This is a genomic window from Buttiauxella gaviniae ATCC 51604, from assembly GCF_001654835.1.
Classification (GTDB): domain Bacteria; phylum Pseudomonadota; class Gammaproteobacteria; order Enterobacterales; family Enterobacteriaceae; genus Buttiauxella; species Buttiauxella gaviniae.
This window is the reverse complement of record NZ_LXEP01000011.1, coordinates 83,066-99,302: the sequence shown is the minus strand read 5'-3', so window position 1 is coordinate 99,302 and position 16,237 is coordinate 83,066. Positions and strand designations below refer to the sequence as shown.

The 16,237-nt window shown below is 49.0% G+C and carries 12 protein-coding genes; 9 read left to right on the top strand and 3 right to left on the bottom strand.

Annotated features, from left to right (window positions below; genetic code table 11):
- Window positions 1-42 precede the first annotated feature (42 nt).
- Window positions 43-2,802 (bottom strand): two-component sensor histidine kinase BarA, encoded by a 2,760-nt coding sequence (gene barA, locus M977_RS06635; protein WP_064513360.1) that lies wholly within the window; start codon window positions 2,800-2,802, stop codon window positions 43-45.
- A gap of 60 nt (window positions 2,803-2,862) precedes the next feature.
- Here barA and rlmD point away from each other — a divergent pair, with 60 nt between their 5' ends.
- The 8 genes from rlmD (at window position 2,863) to adhP (ending at window position 13,484) form a co-directional block, all read left to right on the top strand.
- Window positions 2,863-4,176: a 23S rRNA (uracil(1939)-C(5))-methyltransferase RlmD gene (gene rlmD / locus M977_RS06630; RefSeq protein WP_064513357.1), complete on the top strand. Its 1,314-nt coding sequence runs from the start codon at window positions 2,863-2,865 to the stop codon at window positions 4,174-4,176.
- 56 nt (window positions 4,177-4,232) lie between these two features.
- Window positions 4,233-6,461: a GTP diphosphokinase gene (gene relA, locus M977_RS06625; protein ID WP_064513355.1), complete on the top strand. Its 2,229-nt coding sequence runs from the start codon at window positions 4,233-4,235 to the stop codon at window positions 6,459-6,461.
- 131 nt (window positions 6,462-6,592) lie between these two features.
- Window positions 6,593-7,069 carry an Hcp family type VI secretion system effector gene (locus M977_RS06620; RefSeq protein ID WP_064513353.1) on the top strand — a complete coding sequence of 159 codons (477 nt, stop codon included), beginning with the start codon at window positions 6,593-6,595 and terminating at the stop codon, window positions 7,067-7,069.
- Window positions 7,066-7,851 carry a DUF4225 domain-containing protein gene (locus M977_RS06615; RefSeq protein WP_245163490.1) on the top strand — a complete coding sequence of 262 codons (786 nt, stop codon included), beginning with the start codon at window positions 7,066-7,068 and terminating at the stop codon, window positions 7,849-7,851. Before M977_RS06620 ends, M977_RS06615 begins: the two co-directional genes overlap by 4 nt.
- 396 nt (window positions 7,852-8,247) lie before the next feature.
- Entirely contained in the window at window positions 8,248-9,042 is a 795-nt protein-coding gene (gene mazG / locus M977_RS06605; RefSeq protein WP_064513350.1) for a nucleoside triphosphate pyrophosphohydrolase, read from the top strand.
- A gap of 225 nt (window positions 9,043-9,267) precedes the next feature.
- Complete coding sequence (gene pyrG, locus M977_RS06600; protein ID WP_064513348.1) at window positions 9,268-10,908, top strand: glutamine hydrolyzing CTP synthase; 1,641 nt, start codon at window positions 9,268-9,270, stop codon at window positions 10,906-10,908.
- An 84-nt stretch (window positions 10,909-10,992) separates the two neighbouring features.
- Complete coding sequence (eno, locus tag M977_RS06595; protein WP_034497984.1) at window positions 10,993-12,297, top strand: phosphopyruvate hydratase; 1,305 nt, start codon at window positions 10,993-10,995, stop codon at window positions 12,295-12,297.
- A 170-nt stretch (window positions 12,298-12,467) separates the two neighbouring features.
- Window positions 12,468-13,484: an alcohol dehydrogenase AdhP gene (gene adhP, locus M977_RS06590; RefSeq protein WP_064513346.1), complete on the top strand. Its 1,017-nt coding sequence runs from the start codon at window positions 12,468-12,470 to the stop codon at window positions 13,482-13,484.
- A 49-nt stretch (window positions 13,485-13,533) separates the two neighbouring features.
- Here the strand turns inward: adhP and M977_RS06585 are convergent, their stop codons facing one another.
- Entirely contained in the window at window positions 13,534-14,646 is a 1,113-nt protein-coding gene (locus M977_RS06585; RefSeq protein ID WP_064513344.1) for a M20 family metallopeptidase, read from the bottom strand.
- Window positions 14,647-14,944: 298 nt separating this feature from the next.
- Here M977_RS06585 and queE point away from each other — a divergent pair, with 298 nt between their 5' ends.
- Entirely contained in the window at window positions 14,945-15,616 is a 672-nt protein-coding gene (gene queE, locus M977_RS06580; RefSeq protein ID WP_064513343.1) for a 7-carboxy-7-deazaguanine synthase QueE, read from the top strand.
- Window positions 15,617-15,647: 31 nt separating this feature from the next.
- Here queE and queD read toward each other — a convergent pair whose 3' ends face one another.
- Complete coding sequence (queD, locus tag M977_RS06575) at window positions 15,648-16,010, bottom strand: 6-carboxytetrahydropterin synthase QueD (RefSeq protein ID WP_208326137.1); 363 nt, start codon at window positions 16,008-16,010, stop codon at window positions 15,648-15,650.
- Window positions 16,011-16,237 lie beyond the last annotated feature (227 nt).

The following is a 16,237-nucleotide window of genomic DNA, read 5'->3' as shown; positions in this document are numbered from 1 at the left end:
AGGTCGGAGTAGCGTAAGCGACATCCGACATCAACACGATACTTATCCCAACATCCGCTTTGCTTCTTTGGCAACATTGTTCATCTCATCAAGAAGTTCAAAGAGTTCAGGTTCAAGATCTTCTGGTTTCACACCGCTACGCAGCTCATGCTCAAGTGTTCGACACAAGTTTTTCAGCCGTGGCACGCCGCTGTAGCTACAACTGCCGTGAAGTTTGTGAATGATTTCGACCAGCTGTTCCGGGTTTTCTCCCACCAGTTGCTCTTCAACTTTGTTGCGCACTTCAGGCAAGAACGCCAACAGCATTTGCAGCATATCGCGTGCCAGATCCGGCTTGTTTGCGGCTTGTTGTAGCGCCAGTGCCCAATCAAGCGTCTGATTTTGATTGCTGATTTGCGGTGTGGTTTCTACATTTGCAACCAGTGCAGGGGCGGTGATTGCCCCCGGCTGATAACGCATCAGCAAACTATAAAGTTTTTTCTCTTCGATTGGTTTGGCAAGGTAGTCATTCATCCCGGCGCTTAGCAGCTTCTCTTTTTGCCCCGCCATGGCGTGTGCTGTCACCGCAATTACCGGCGTTTGCTGGTGGTGCGGCATCTGGCGAATTAACTCACAGGCGCGGATACCATCCATTTCCGGCATCTGAATGTCCATCAGGATAATGTCTATCTGCATCTGTTTTGCACGTTCGATGGCCTGCACACCGCTGCCACACAGTTCGACGTTCTGCACATGATCTTCAAGCAATGCGCCAATCAGTTTCAGGTTGGCAGGGTTATCGTCAACCGCCATAACAGTAAGCGGGAGTTTCTTGTTTTCAATACTCTCAACCACAGTGGCGCTTGCATCAAAAGTGTGTTCAGCGAGTAGCGGCAACAGTCGGGTAGAGGTGATAGGTTTCAGCAGGCACGCCGTCACCCCTTGTTTTTTAAGATCCTCCGCATCAACTTGTGCATGACTTGGTAATGCGAAAATCAGGCAGTCAGCCATGGAGGCCGCTTTCGCAAGCTTCGGATTTAGCATGGTTAACGTGTCGTGGAACGTAACCGGAATGCCGAGCAGCATAATATCGTAGTGACCTTCGGCAAGAGTCGAAAACGCCGGGCTGTAGATGACTTCGAGCGGAGTATTCGCCAGAATATTGAGCGTACTTTGTGCAGCAGTGGCGTTTTGTTCCACATAGGCAATGCGTTTCCCAGCCAGGTTTTCGGTAGAATAACCATCCAGAACTGCATTGGAATTCAAATCCAGGTTGATATAGAACCAGAAGGTTGAACCCTGATTGGGTTGGCTGTGGAAGGAGATATCCCCCCCCATTTCGGTAACCAGTTTCTGTGTAATAACCAGGCCCAAGCCGGTACCGCCGTGACGACGCGAAATGCTGGCATCAGCCTGACGAAACGCCTGGAATAAACGCGATTGTTCCTGCTCGGGAATACCGATACCGGTATCGTGAATTCGCATTTCAACTTGTACTTTATTATTGCCCTGCGAGCGTTTTTCCACCACCAGGTCGATATTGCCGCTTTCGGTAAACTTAATCGCATTGCCTACCAGATTCGTCACCACCTGCTGCAAACGCAGTGGGTCACCAATCACGTTATCCGGCACATCATTTTTGATATTAAGCGTTAGCTCCAGCCCTTTATCATGAGCCGAATGGGCAAGCAGAGTGACGACTTCATCGAGCGCATTACGCAGCGGGAAAGGAATGCTTTCAAGGATCAGTTTGCCCGCTTCCAGTTTCGAGAAATCGAGCACGTCATTAATGATTGTCAGCAGGTTATTAGCTGAACGTTCAATGGTATGCAGGTGATCGCGCTGGGTGGCATTCAAATCCGTTTTCAGCGTCAAACGAGTAAAGCCAATCACGCCATTAAGCGGCGTGCGCAATTCGTGAGACATATTGGCAAGGAATTCAGACTTAATACGTGCCGCTTCCTGAGCGCGTTTCTTCGCCAGATCCAGCTCCACGTTCTGGATCTCCATCTGCTCGAGTGTTTCACGCAGATCGGAAGTGGCCTGGTCAATATTGTGCTGCATCTCTTCGTGATAAGCGGTGAGCGACATTGCCATCGAATTGATGCCATTTTTTAGCATATCTAATTCGCCGAGCATGAAACCTTCGACACGACTATCGAGCTGCCCGCGTCTTATCCTGTCGACGGTATTCACCATATTACGAATTGGCCCGGTGACATCGCGCATCAGCCGGTAGGCAAACAACATCGCAATACCGACGCAGAACAACATCATCAACGTCGAGATAAAAATTTCCCGATATTGCTGTAAACGCACGGATTTGAGATCGAGCTCGATGGCGACATAACCGAGCGTGTTGCCTGCCGGTTTGGCATCGGTCACCTCAGATTCGTCCGGGGAGTAGCTTTCTGAAATAATCGGGGTGCGCAGAATAATCGAATCGCCGTGCCGCGAGATGCTTAAACTGTGCGGCGGTTTTTCATTATTCGGCAGCTTCAATGCAGCCGCATTTAGCTGATAATTAGAAGTAACAAATAGTTTGTTGTTCTCGTCGAACACTGAAATTGCTCGCACGATATCGGAATGACGGCGGTGCAACACGCTGACCAACTGGCGAATCGACTCTCGGCTGTGAAAACTCATGCCATATTCGCTTGCGACCGCCAGCGGCTCGATAATGTTGGCGCCAGAGTCTTCAAGCTGACGCTGCAAGTCGTTGTATCGATGGACGACAAAAAAGATGCTGAGCAATAAACCGATCATTAATGTCGGCGCCAGAATCAGGATCATCATGCGTGCGCGCAGGCTGTAGTTGGTCATGGGGTTCCGATATGGGACAATTGAAGCAATAGTTAATATTTTAAGAGAGCACTCAGGCTCATGGCGCAATTCTACTCTGCAAAGCGACGGGTTACGACTCGTCAGATCATAACCGTGACGGTTAATGACCTTGACCCATTTGGCCAGGGTGTCGCACGCCACAACGGTAAGGCGCTTTTTATCCAGGGCGCGCTGCCTGGTGAACAAGTCGAAATTACCATTACTGAAGATAAACGTAACTTTGCTCAGGCTAAAGTTAAGCGGCGTTTAAATGATAGCCCGCAACGTGTGACACCGAGTTGCCCGCATTTTGGTGTCTGTGGTGGCTGCCAGCAGCAGCACGCCAGTATCGAACTGCAACAGCAAGCGAAATCAAAGGCGCTGGCCCGCATGATGGGCGCGCGTGAAAACCCGGCAGTGGTGAACGAAATTATTTCTGGAACACCATGGGGTTATCGCCGCCGCGCGCGCTTAGGGTTGAATTACCAGCCTAAAACACAGACCTTACAAATGGGGTTTCGCAAATCTCAGGACAGTGAGCTGGTGAATATTCACCATTGCCCGGTTCTGGCGCCCCAACTTGAAGCGTTACTGGAACCATTGCGCCAATGTTTGTCAGAATTAAAAGCGGTTAGGCGTTTAGGGCATGTTGAATTGGTCCATGCAGCTAATGGCCCGCTTATGGTGCTGCGCCATTTAGATGCACTTCATGATGATGACCGACAAAAACTGGAACGCTTTTCGCATTCTCATGGCGTCACGCTGTATTTAGCGCCGGACAGTGAGACACTTACGGCCTTGGGTAATGACGAACCTTGCTATCATTCAGACGGGCTACGCTTAACGTTCAGCCCACGGGATTTCATTCAGGTGAATGATGGCGTGAACCAGCAGATGGTCACCCGAGCTATCGAGTGGCTGGATATTCAGCCAACTGACCGCGTACTGGATTTGTTCTGCGGAATGGGAAATTTTACGCTCCCACTCGCAATGCGTGCCGGAAGCGTCGTCGGGGTGGAAGGCGTTGCTGCGCTGGTGGCGAAAGGTGAATATAATGCACAATGTAATTCACTGAAAAATGTCACATTCTTCCATGAAAATCTTGAGGATGATGTGACTCGTCAACCCTGGGCTGCTCAAGGGTTTGACAAAATATTGCTCGACCCTGCACGAGCGGGGGCACCTGGTGTCATGCAGCATGTGATTGCACTCGCACCTGAGCGAGTGGTCTATGTTTCATGTAATCCGACGACGCTTGCTCGTGATAGCGAAGCATTGCTGGAAGCAGGTTACCAACTGCGCCAACTCGCCATGCTGGATATGTTCCCGCACACGGGGCACCTGGAGTCGATGGCGCTGTTTGAGCGAAATTAAGTGGTTAAATCAAGTCGAGCGACTTGATTTTAGTACCCCACCGAAGAGGACGGACAATGGTTGCGGTAAGAAGTGCACATCTCAATAAAGCTGGCGAATTTGCGCCCGATAGATGGATTGCGAGCCTCGGGATCACCAACCAGCAGTCATGTGAACGCTTAGCCGACACCTGGCGGTATTGCGAGCAACAGACCAAAGGCCGTCCTGACGCAGAATTGCTGTTGTGGCGCGGCGTCGAGATGGTGGAAATCCTGTCGATGCTGAGCATGGACAACGACACGCTGCGAGCCGCGCTTCTGTTCCCTCTTGCCGATGCGGGCGTGGTCACCGAAGAAGTGATGCGCGAAAGCATTGATAACCAGGTTGTGACGCTGATTCACGGCGTGCGCGATATGGCTGCGATTCGCCAACTGAAAGCCGCTCATACGGATTCAGTTTCTGCTGAGCAGGTCGATAACGTGCGTCGCATGCTATTGGCAATGGTGGACGATTTCCGCTGCGTGGTCATTAAACTGGCGGAGCGAATTGCTCATTTGCGCGAAGTCAAAGACGCACCGGAGGACGAACGCGTTCTGGCGGCAAAAGAGTGCACCAATATTTATGCACCGCTCGCTAACCGTCTCGGCATTGGCCAACTCAAATGGGAGCTGGAAGACTACTGCTTCCGCTACCTGCATCCTGATGAATACAAACGAATCGCGAAATTGCTGCATGAGCGTCGTATCGACCGTGAGCATTACATCGACGATTTTGTCAGCGCACTGCGCAAAGCTATGAAAGAAGAGGGTGTTAAGGCTGAAGTTTATGGCCGCCCTAAACATATCTACAGCATCTGGCGCAAGATGCAGAAGAAATCCCTCGCCTTTGATGAGCTGTTCGATGTGCGTGCCGTGCGCGTGGTGGCTGAACGTTTGCAGGATTGCTACGCAGCACTCGGTATTGTGCACACCCATTATCGCCATATGCCTGACGAGTTCGATGACTACGTCGCCAACCCGAAACCTAACGGTTATCAGTCGATTCATACGGTGGTGTTGGGGCCAAACGGCAAGACCATTGAAATCCAGATCCGAACCAAGCAGATGCATGAAGATTCGGAGCTGGGTGTTGCTGCCCACTGGAAGTATAAAGAGGGTAATGCCAAAAGCGGCAGTTCAGGCCATGAAGATCGCATTGCGTGGCTGCGTAAACTGATAGCCTGGCAAGAAGAAATGGCGGATTCCGGCGAACTGCTGGATGAAGTGCGCAGCCAGGTATTTGATGACCGCGTGTATGTGTTTACGCCAAAAGGCGATGTGGTGGATTTACCGGCAGGCTCCACGCCGCTTGATTTTGCTTACCACATTCACAGTGATGTGGGGCACCGTTGTATCGGTGCGAAAATCGGCGGGCGCATTGTGCCATTTACCTACCAGTTGCAAATGGGCGACCAAATTGAAGTAATTACCCAGAAGCAGCCTAACCCAAGCCGTGATTGGTTAAACCCAAACCTGGGCTATATCACGACGAGCCGCGGGCGGGCGAAAATCCACAACTGGTTCCGTAAACAAGATCGCGACAAAAATATTCTCGCCGGGCGGCAGATCCTTGATGATGAAATTGAACATCTGGGTATCAGCCTGAAAGAGGCCGAGAAATCATTACTGCCACGTTATAACTTCAACGATATCGAAGAGTTACTGGCGGCAATTGGCGGCGGTGATATTCGTCTTAATCAGATGAGTAACTACCTGCAAGCGCAGTTTAACAAGCCGACTGCCGCTGAGCAGGATGAGCAGGCGCTTCGTCAATTAGAGAAGAAATCTTACACGCCACAGTCGCGCAGCAAAGATAATGGACGAGTGGTTGTTGAAGGCGTTGGCAACCTGATGCACCACATCGCACGCTGCTGCCAGCCGATTCCAGGCGATGAAATTGTCGGCTTTATCACGCAGGGGCGCGGGATCTCGATTCACCGTGCAGACTGCGATCAGCTTGCAGAACTGCAATCCCACGCGCCGGAACGTATTGTTGATGCGGTGTGGGGCGAAAGCTACTCCAGCGGCTATTCACTGGTGGTGCGCGTCACGGCCAACGACCGTAGCGGCCTGTTGCGTGATATCACCACTATTCTGGCGAATGAAAAGGTGAACGTGCTAGGCGTTGCCAGCCGCAGCGATACCAAACAGCAGCTGGCGACCATCGACATGAATATCGAAATCTACAACCTGCAAGTGCTGGGCCGTGTGCTAGGTAAATTGAACCAGGTGCCGGATATTATCGATGCGAAGCGATTGCACGGCTGATTTATTCTTTAATTGCAGCGGATATATTTCCGCTGCTTATTTTTTAATAGTTGACCATATATATTTATGCTGTTGTTTTTTCTTCTGAACTGAGTAATGTAAATGCTTCATGTTCACCTAAAGGATTAACTATGGCACATTCTATTTATATGAGTCTGACAGGAAAAAAACAGGGCCTTATTTCACAAGGTTGTTCATCGGCCGAGTCAATTGGTAACAGATGTCAGTTATCTCATGCCGATCAAATCCAGCTGCTTTCTTTCAAACATCATATTCTTTGCGATAAAAATGTTAACCACCTCCCTGTCACTCTGATAAAAGCCATTGATAAAGCGACGCCGTTACTGGGAGTGGCAATATCTAATCAGGAAGAATTAACACTTGTTATCGATTTTTATCGCACGGCCTCACATGGACGACAGGAAAAATATTTCACTATAAAAATTAATCGCGCAGTGATTGTTGAGATGTTTATTGATTATCCACATTCAGTTACGCAAAACGAAGTTCAGCCGGAGGAGGTTATTTCGCTGCGCTATAACGATATTACCTGGGAACACCATGCGGCTGGAACTTGCGGATATAGTTTCTGGGAAGATCGTGTATGACAGTTGCGAGATTTTCTTCTGAAATTGAAAACAGTTTTTCCTTTCAGATATTACACCGATTATCGTTACAGCTTATGAATTTGGCTGAGCATGTGGCGCGAAATTACCTGAGGCAGTCGTATATAAAACGCCGCTTCCTGGCCGAGGTTCAACAGTTAATATCACAGAGTGAAACGGCTTTTGTCGAAGGCCGAATAAGTTTGAATGCTGCGACTTATGTATTGCAGCAAGAGTTTAATTACCTTAAAAAATCCAGTGACGATCTCTTTGCTCAGCGAGTGCAGCAATGGATCATTATCGAAGCTGAAAAGGAGGCTGAAACTGCGCACAATGGTTGGAAGACACTAGTTATTAAACAAATCGGTTTTGTGGGTGGGGGAACACAAATTATAGCGGGATACGGTGCTTGTGCGGGGACATTAGGGCTAGGTTGCGCAGCGTTTGGAGGAACTCTTATTGCCCACGGTACAAATAATATGTATGAAAATGGATATTATTTATTATATCGAAAAGAAAAAGTCGGTTATGTGAAACAAGTTTATCAGATCGTCGCAAAAGAAGCGGGGTTTACTGAAAAACAGGGCGAGAATGCTTTTGCTGTGGTTGACCTCGGGTTATCTGTAAATGGTTTACTTACCAAAGTGAACAAACCAGAAGCGTGGCGATTATTCCGATATATGAACCAAGATAAAATTTATGCTTTCAAAAAAATGACACCGTCCGAACTAACGATTGAAATCTCCTCAGATAGTGCAACGATAGCTGGCTTAGAAAAGGAATAATGATGGAGGATGTTTTTTTTCTGTTTTTGTATCTCATTACTTCGGTTGTGTTTGTTGTGATACAGGGGATGTGTTTCGTTTATGCTGTGAAATTTAATACTTCATTATTTGCGCTTGTATATGTGATCTCTGTCATGATTCTTGGTGGCACGCAATTCCATATTTTGAAATATGGAACACTCCCCTATGGTTTACTATCAAATCTGAACTTATATTTAAATGACGACTGGATTATGTATATCTCAACTTTTTTTGTATGGATTCATGGCATGATTCTTCCTCTTTTTTTTAACATTTTGACTCAACCTAAAAAAACGTGGAAAGAGTAATTTCATTGAAATTCGACCTCAATTTTTGCTATAGATAGCCACAAATTTGACAAAAAATAGAGCCGATATGTCCTCTCAAATTACCCGCCTTCTCGGCATCATGAAGCGCCTGCGTGACCCGGAAACAGGTTGCCCGTGGGACAAAGAGCAAACCTTCGCCACCATCGCGCCGTATACCCTGGAAGAAACTTACGAAGTGCTTGACGCCATCAACCGCGAAGATTTTGATGATTTGCGCGGTGAGCTGGGTGACTTGCTGTTCCAGGTCGTCTTTTACGCACAAATGGCGCAGGAAGAAGGGCGCTTTAATTTCGACGATATCTGTAAAGCCATCAGCGATAAACTCGAACGCCGTCACCCGCATATTTTTGCAGACGGTACCGCAGGAAACAGCACCGAAGTGCTGGAGCGTTGGGAACAAATCAAAAGTGATGAGCGTGCTGAAAAAGCACAACATTCCGCACTCGATGATATTCCTCACGCGCTGCCTGCGTTAATGCGTGCGCATAAAATCCAGAAACGTTGCTCAACTGTTGGTTTCGACTGGACCACGCTTGGCCCGGTTTTAGACAAAGTCTATGAGGAGATCGACGAAGTGATGTTTGAAGCTAAACAGGTCGTCGTTGATGAAGCCAAACTGGAAGAAGAAGTCGGTGATTTATTGTTCGCGACCGTCAATCTTGCACGCCATTTAGGGACCAAAGCCGAGACAGCTTTACAGAAAGCCAATATCAAATTCGAGCGCCGTTTCCGCCAGGTGGAAGAGATTATTGCCGCCAGAGGCCTGACAATGACCGGAGTTGACCTGGAAATCATGGAAGAAGTCTGGCAAGAAGTTAAACGCCAGGAAACTGATATCTAACACGTTTTTGTGGTCAAGCGCATTTTATGGCCATTTCGATTTAACAAGCTCTTGATTTGAGTCAAAAACATTTCTACCAGACGGGCTATTTTCAGTGCCCTGACAAAGTGCGAGGTCAGGGCTTAGCAGACAGAATGAAAGTTTGTGGCGCCGATACTGTTCGGGTATACTACTTTCCCGTCCTGGTACTCCCATCGTCTTTAAACCTAACTTCTCAGGTTCAGCATGACAACGAACTATATTTTTGTGACCGGCGGGGTCGTTTCCTCTCTGGGTAAAGGCATTGCCGCAGCCTCCCTCGCAGCTATTCTCGAAGCCCGTGGCCTCAACGTATCCATCATGAAACTCGATCCGTATATCAACGTCGATCCGGGTACCATGAGCCCTATTCAACATGGGGAAGTGTTCGTTACAGAAGACGGCGCTGAAACCGACCTGGATTTAGGTCACTACGAGCGTTTCATTCGCAACAAAATGACGCGTCGTAACAACTTCACCACTGGCCGTATTTACTCAGAAGTTCTGCGTAAAGAGCGCCGTGGCGACTATCTGGGTGCGACCGTCCAGGTTATTCCGCATATCACGAACGCTATCAAAGAACGCATCCTTGAAGGTGGCGAAGGCTACGATGTCGTGCTGGTTGAAATCGGCGGTACTGTAGGTGATATCGAATCCCTGCCGTTCCTCGAAGCGATTCGTCAGATGGCGGTAGAAGTGGGTCGTGAGCACACGCTGTATATGCACCTGACTCTGGTGCCATATTTGGCTGCTGCCGGTGAAGTGAAAACTAAACCGACCCAACACTCCGTAAAAGAACTGCTTTCTATCGGTATTCAGCCAGATGTGCTGATTTGCCGTTCAGACCGCGTTGTTCCGGCTAACGAGCGTGCAAAAATTGCATTATTCTGTAACGTGCCGGAGAAAGCGGTTATTTCTCTAAAAGACGTTGATTCCATCTATAAAATTCCAGGCCTGTTGAAATCACAGGGGCTGGACGATTATATTTGTAAACGATTCAGCTTGAACGTTCCTGAAGCTAACTTGTCCGAATGGGAACAAGTTATTTATGAAGAAGCGAATCCGACAAGCGAAGTCACGATTGGTATGGTTGGCAAGTACATTGAACTGCCAGATGCCTACAAATCTGTGATTGAAGCGCTGAAACACGGTGGTTTGAAAAACCGTCTTACCGTTAACATCAAGCTGATTGACTCGCAGGATGTTGAAACTCGCGGTGCTGAAGAAGTGCTGAAGGGATTGGATGCTATCCTTATCCCAGGCGGTTTCGGTTACCGTGGTGTGGAAGGCAAAATCGCCACCGCGCGCTATGCTCGTGAGCAGAACATTCCATATCTGGGCATTTGCTTAGGTATGCAGGTTGCGCTGATTGAGTTCGCACGGAACGTTGCAGGCATGGCTAACGCCAACTCAACTGAATTTGTGCCAGACTGTAAATACCCGGTGGTCGCCTTAATCACCGAGTGGCGTGACGAAGAAGGTAACGTTGAAGTTCGTACTGAAAAGAGCGACTTAGGCGGCACCATGCGTCTTGGTGGCCAGCAGTGTCAGTTGACCGATGGTAGTCTGGTGCGCCAGATGTACGGTGAGCCGACCATTACTGAGCGCCATCGCCATCGTTATGAAGTCAACAACATGTTGTTGAAGCAAATTGAAACAGCAGGTCTGCGCGTTGCGGGCCGTTCCGGTGATGAGCAACTGGTAGAAATCATCGAAGTGCCAAATCATCCTTGGTTTGTTGCTTGCCAGTTCCACCCGGAATTTACTTCTACTCCGCGTGATGGGCACCCACTGTTCGCAGGCTTTGTCAAAGCTGCCGGTGAGTACCAGAAGCGTCAGGCGAAGTAAGCAGAAAGTTAGAACGACAACGCGCGAATGTTTCGCGCGTTGTTTGTCTGGAGTTTTAGTTTAACTTGTACTGAGGAAAATCTAATGTCCAAAATCGTTAAAGTCATCGGTCGTGAAATCATCGACTCCCGTGGTAACCCGACTGTTGAAGCTGAAGTTCATCTGGAAGGCGGTTTCGTAGGTATGGCTGCTGCACCATCAGGTGCTTCAACTGGTTCCCGCGAAGCGCTGGAACTGCGCGATGGCGACAAATCTCGCTTCCTGGGCAAAGGCGTTCTGAAAGCCGTTGCTGCAGTTAACGGCCCGATCGCTGCGGCTGTAATTGGTAAAGATGCGAAAGACCAGGCTAACATCGATAAGATCATGATCGACCTGGACGGTACCGAAAACAAATCCAACTTCGGCGCTAACGCAATCCTGGCTGTTTCTCTTGCTGCTGCTAAAGCTGCTGCTGCCTCTAAAGGCCTGCCGCTGTACGCACACATCGCTGAACTGAACGGCACCCCAGGCAAGTTCTCTATGCCTCTGCCAATGATGAACATCATCAACGGTGGCGAGCACGCAGACAACAACGTTGATATCCAAGAGTTCATGATTCAACCAGTTGGTGCTAAAACTCTGAAAGAAGCCATCCGTATGGGTTCTGAAGTGTTCCACACCCTGGCTAAAGTTCTGAAATCTAAAGGTATGGGTACTGCTGTTGGTGACGAAGGTGGCTATGCGCCAAACCTGGGTTCCAACGCTGAAGCACTGGCTGTAATCGCTGAAGCGGTTAAAGCGGCAGGCTACGAGCTGGGTAAAGACGTTACTCTGGCTATGGACTGTGCTGCTTCTGAATTCTACAAAGACGGTAAATACGTTCTGGCTGGCGAAGGCAACAAAGCTTTCACCTCTGAAGAATTCACCCACTTCCTGGAAGACCTGACCAAACAGTACCCAATCGTTTCTATCGAAGACGGTCTGGACGAGTCTGATTGGGATGGTTTCGCATACCAGACTAAAGTTATGGGCGACAAACTTCAGCTGGTTGGTGACGACCTGTTCGTTACTAACACCAAAATCCTGAAAAGAGGTATCGACAACGGTATCGCTAACTCCATTCTGATCAAATTCAACCAGATCGGTTCTCTGACCGAAACTCTGGCTGCGATCAAAATGGCGAAAGATGCTGGCTACACTGCAGTTATCTCTCACCGTTCAGGCGAAACTGAAGACGCTACCATCGCTGACCTGGCTGTTGGTACTGCTGCAGGCCAGATCAAAACTGGTTCTATGAGCCGTTCTGACCGTGTTGCTAAGTACAACCAGCTGATTCGTATCGAAGAAGCTTTGGCTGCTGCGGGCACACCAGCTCCGTTCAACGGTCTGAAAGAAGTTAAAGGTCAGTAATTCGTTACTGCTTTAAATTCTGATTAAAAAACCCGCTTCGGCGGGTTTTTTTGTGCCCTTTATTCGCCAAACCTGAGTCACCCTCGCATAAACCGGGAATGCAGTTTGCGGTTGCCTGTGCTCTCGACCAGGATTAGTGGGTTATTTCACTCACAGGTCAGGAGACCGTCATGAAAGCTGCAGTTGTTAACAAAGACCACTCTGTCGGCATCATAGATAAGCCCGTACGCCCGCTTGAGTACGGCGAGGCATTACTGACGATGGAGTGTTGCGGTGTTTGTCACACCGATTTGCATGTGAAAAATGGTGACTTTGGTGATGTGACTGGCATTACGTTGGGTCACGAAGGTATCGGGTTAGTGAAATCTATCGGCCCAGGTGTTACTTCGTTAAAAGTGGGGGACCGCGCAAGTGTCGCCTGGTTCTTCCGTGGATGCGGTAATTGCGAATATTGTAATACCGGTAACGAAACGCTGTGTCGTAGCGTAACAAACGCAGGGTATACCGCAGATGGCGGTATGGCCGAAGAGTGCATCGTTGTTGCTGACTATGCGGTAAAAGTACCCGACGGCCTCGAATCTGCCGCAGCCAGCAGCGTGACTTGTGCGGGCGTCACCACTTACAAAGCGGTGAAAGTTTCCCATATTCAGCCTGGTCAGTGGATTGCGATTTACGGCCTGGGTGGCCTTGGCAACCTCGCGCTGCAATATGCGAAGAACGTTTTTAATGCCAAAGTTATCGCAATCGACGTGAACGATGCACAACTGGATTTCGCGAAAGAGTGCGGAGCAGATTTAGTCATCAATTCGCGCAATGAAGATGCGGCAAAAGTTATTCAGGAAAAAGTAGGTGGCGCACATGCGGCTGTAGTCACCGCCGTAGCAAAAGCGGCGTTCAACTCGGCGGTAGATGCGGTTCGTGCCGGTGCTCGCATTGTTGCCGTTGGGCTGCCTTCAGAGTCCATGAGTCTCAACATTCCGCGTCTGGTGCTTGATGGCATCGAAGTAGTTGGTTCATTAGTTGGAACTCGCATGGATCTGGCTGAAGCCTTCCAGTTTGCTGCCGAAGGCAAAGTTGTGCCGAAAGTGACGATGCGCCCGCTTGAAGATATCAATGCGATCTTCAAGGAAATGGAAGAGGGTAAAATCAAAGGCCGTATGGTGATTGATTTTAAAACGAAGAAGTAAGCGTTGCCGGGTAAACTGAATATGGCCGGGTTTCCCCGGCCATTTGATTTTATAGCGACTGAATCACGCGTTTAAGCAGCCGAATGCGTGGCTCGATACTGTCTATTTCCAGGTATTCCGAAGCGCTGTGGAACCCCGCGCCAATCGGGCCGAAACCGTCCAGTGAAGGAATGCCCAACGCTGCGGTATGGTTAGCATCGGAACCACCACCCACAGATTTCCAGCGCACGTTGATGCCTTCGGCAACACCAGCCTGTTCAACAAGTTGCATTAACTTTTCAGTATCTGCGGTTGGTGACATGGCTGGTTTATGCGCTTGCTGTTTAACAGCGGTTTTCACATCGCGCTCGAATTCCCGCTGGCTATAAGCCTGGATTGCAGCATGGACTCGCGCATATTCATCGTTGTCCTGGAAGCGGACATCGACAATCATCTCCGCGTGTTCCGGTACGATATTCGCCACGACACCGCCAGAAATCACACCGACGTTGATAGTGGTGCCTTTTGACATATCTGCCAGGTCACTGATTTCCAGAACGGCGCGCGCCAGAGCTTTTATAGCAGAGCGACCAGATTCCGGATCATTGCCCGCATGTGACGCCACACCCTTAAATGTGAGTTTATAACCTGCAATGCCTTTGCGTGCTTTCACCAGCGAACCATCAGCCCTGGCGGCTTCACACACCAATACATACCGGCTACGTTTTGCCAGTTCGCAAATCCAGTGATGGGAGTGAGCGGAGCCGGTTTCTTCATCCGGGTTCATTGCCACGCCAATGGATAACCGCTCCAGAGTCGCCTTATCCATTTCGCGCAACGCCCAGAGAATATTCAGCAGCCCGCTTTTCATATCGGATACGCCAGGGCCGTATGCACGGTTTCCTTCAATGCGGAAAGGGCGCTCAGCCACGGTGCCGACCGGGAACACTGTATCCATATGCCCGACGAGCAGCACGTCATACCGATCAGCATTGGGTTTGTTGGTTGCGAATAACCCTGGCCCAACTTTTTCACCGAGTGAGACTCTGTCGCATTGCCAATTCTCGTTCTGATACCAGTGCTGAATAATTCTGCTGACTTCTTCTACGCCATCAATAGTTGCTGTTCCACAGTCGATGTTGACTACTTTTTTTAGTTCTTGAAGATACTGTTTTAAATCCATGGGTCACTCCAGAATCATAATTAACGTGGCGCCAGGCATCGTGCACCTGTGAGCCCATCAGAAAAATGGCTGGAGCGATGCTAAAAGTGTCTGGTGAATGGGAACATGACGATGATCAAGCCGTGTGGCATAGAGGCAAAACAAGGGGGATTGTTGTGATGATAACCATGTTTTATAGGCATTATCAGGTATTTTTTAGGGATGGTTATGGAACATATGCCGCAGCAGCCGCGTTACGCATGATCTCAGCCGTCACTTCTGCGATAATTACTCTTTACACCTATTATCTGAGAAGACTATGCAGTATCCGATTAACGAGATGTTCCAGACCCTGCAAGGGGAGGGCTATTTTACTGGTGTGCCCGCCATTTTTATTCGCCTACAAGGCTGCCCAGTGGGTTGCGCGTGGTGCGATACCAAACACACCTGGGATAAACTCGCGGATCGTGAAGTCTCTCTGTTCAGCATTCTGGCTAAAACCAAAGAAAGCGATAAATGGGGCAATGCCAGTGCCGAAGATCTGCTGGCGATTTTCCAACGCCAGGACTATACCGCCCGCCATGTAGTGATTACCGGTGGCGAACCTTGTATTCACGATCTCACGCCACTGACCTCGCTCTTTGAGCACCACGGCTATAGCTGCCAGATTGAAACCAGCGGCACCCACGAAGTGCGCTGTACCGCAGGCACCTGGGTCACAGTCTCCCCAAAAGTGAACATGCGCGGCGGTTACGATGTGCTTTCTCAGGCGCTGGAACGCGCGGATGAAATTAAACATCCGGTAGGGCGTATGCGTGACATTGAAGCGCTGGATGAACTGTTAGCGACACTGATAGATGATAAAAAGCGCATTATCGCGCTACAGCCAATCAGCCAGAAAGAAGATGCGACGCGCCTGTGTATTGAAACGTGCATTGCCCGCAACTGGCGGCTTTCGATGCAGACACATAAGTATTTGAATATCGCTTAAAACAAGAAAGGCATCCTTGGGTGCCTTTCTTTTAGCCCTTATACACGCAACCGGCGGTACAGGTTTCTTTTACCATCACTGAACTGAGCAGTGGCACAATCGGCTTCATCTCATCCCAAATCCATTTTGCCAGCACTTCGCTGGTTGGGTTCTCAAGCCCAGGAATATCATTCAGATAATAATGATCCAGTCTGTCATAAGTCGGTTTAAATGCCGCCTTCAGCTCAGAAAAATCCATGATCCAGCCGGTATAAGGATCAACCTCGCCAGTGATTTCCAGACGCACCATAAAGGAGTGGCCATGCAGGCGACCGCACTTGTGGCCTTCTGGCACATGCGGCAGGTGGTGAGCGGCTTCGAAGGTAAAATCTTTAAACAGAGTGGTGGTCATTATTACTATCTCAATAGGACGAAAAACCGCCGCATAGTACCGGAATCCACTATTTTAAGCATTAACTAAAACTATCATCATTGGTTAAAGGTTCTATTTAGTCATGTTTACTAATTTAAATTGATATAAATCAAAGGATTAATTAACCACTTTTAACGTTATGGATTACCCGTAAAAGCGGTTAGTCATTTTGGTTATTTGTTATTTCTATCCCTTCTTTAATTGTTACT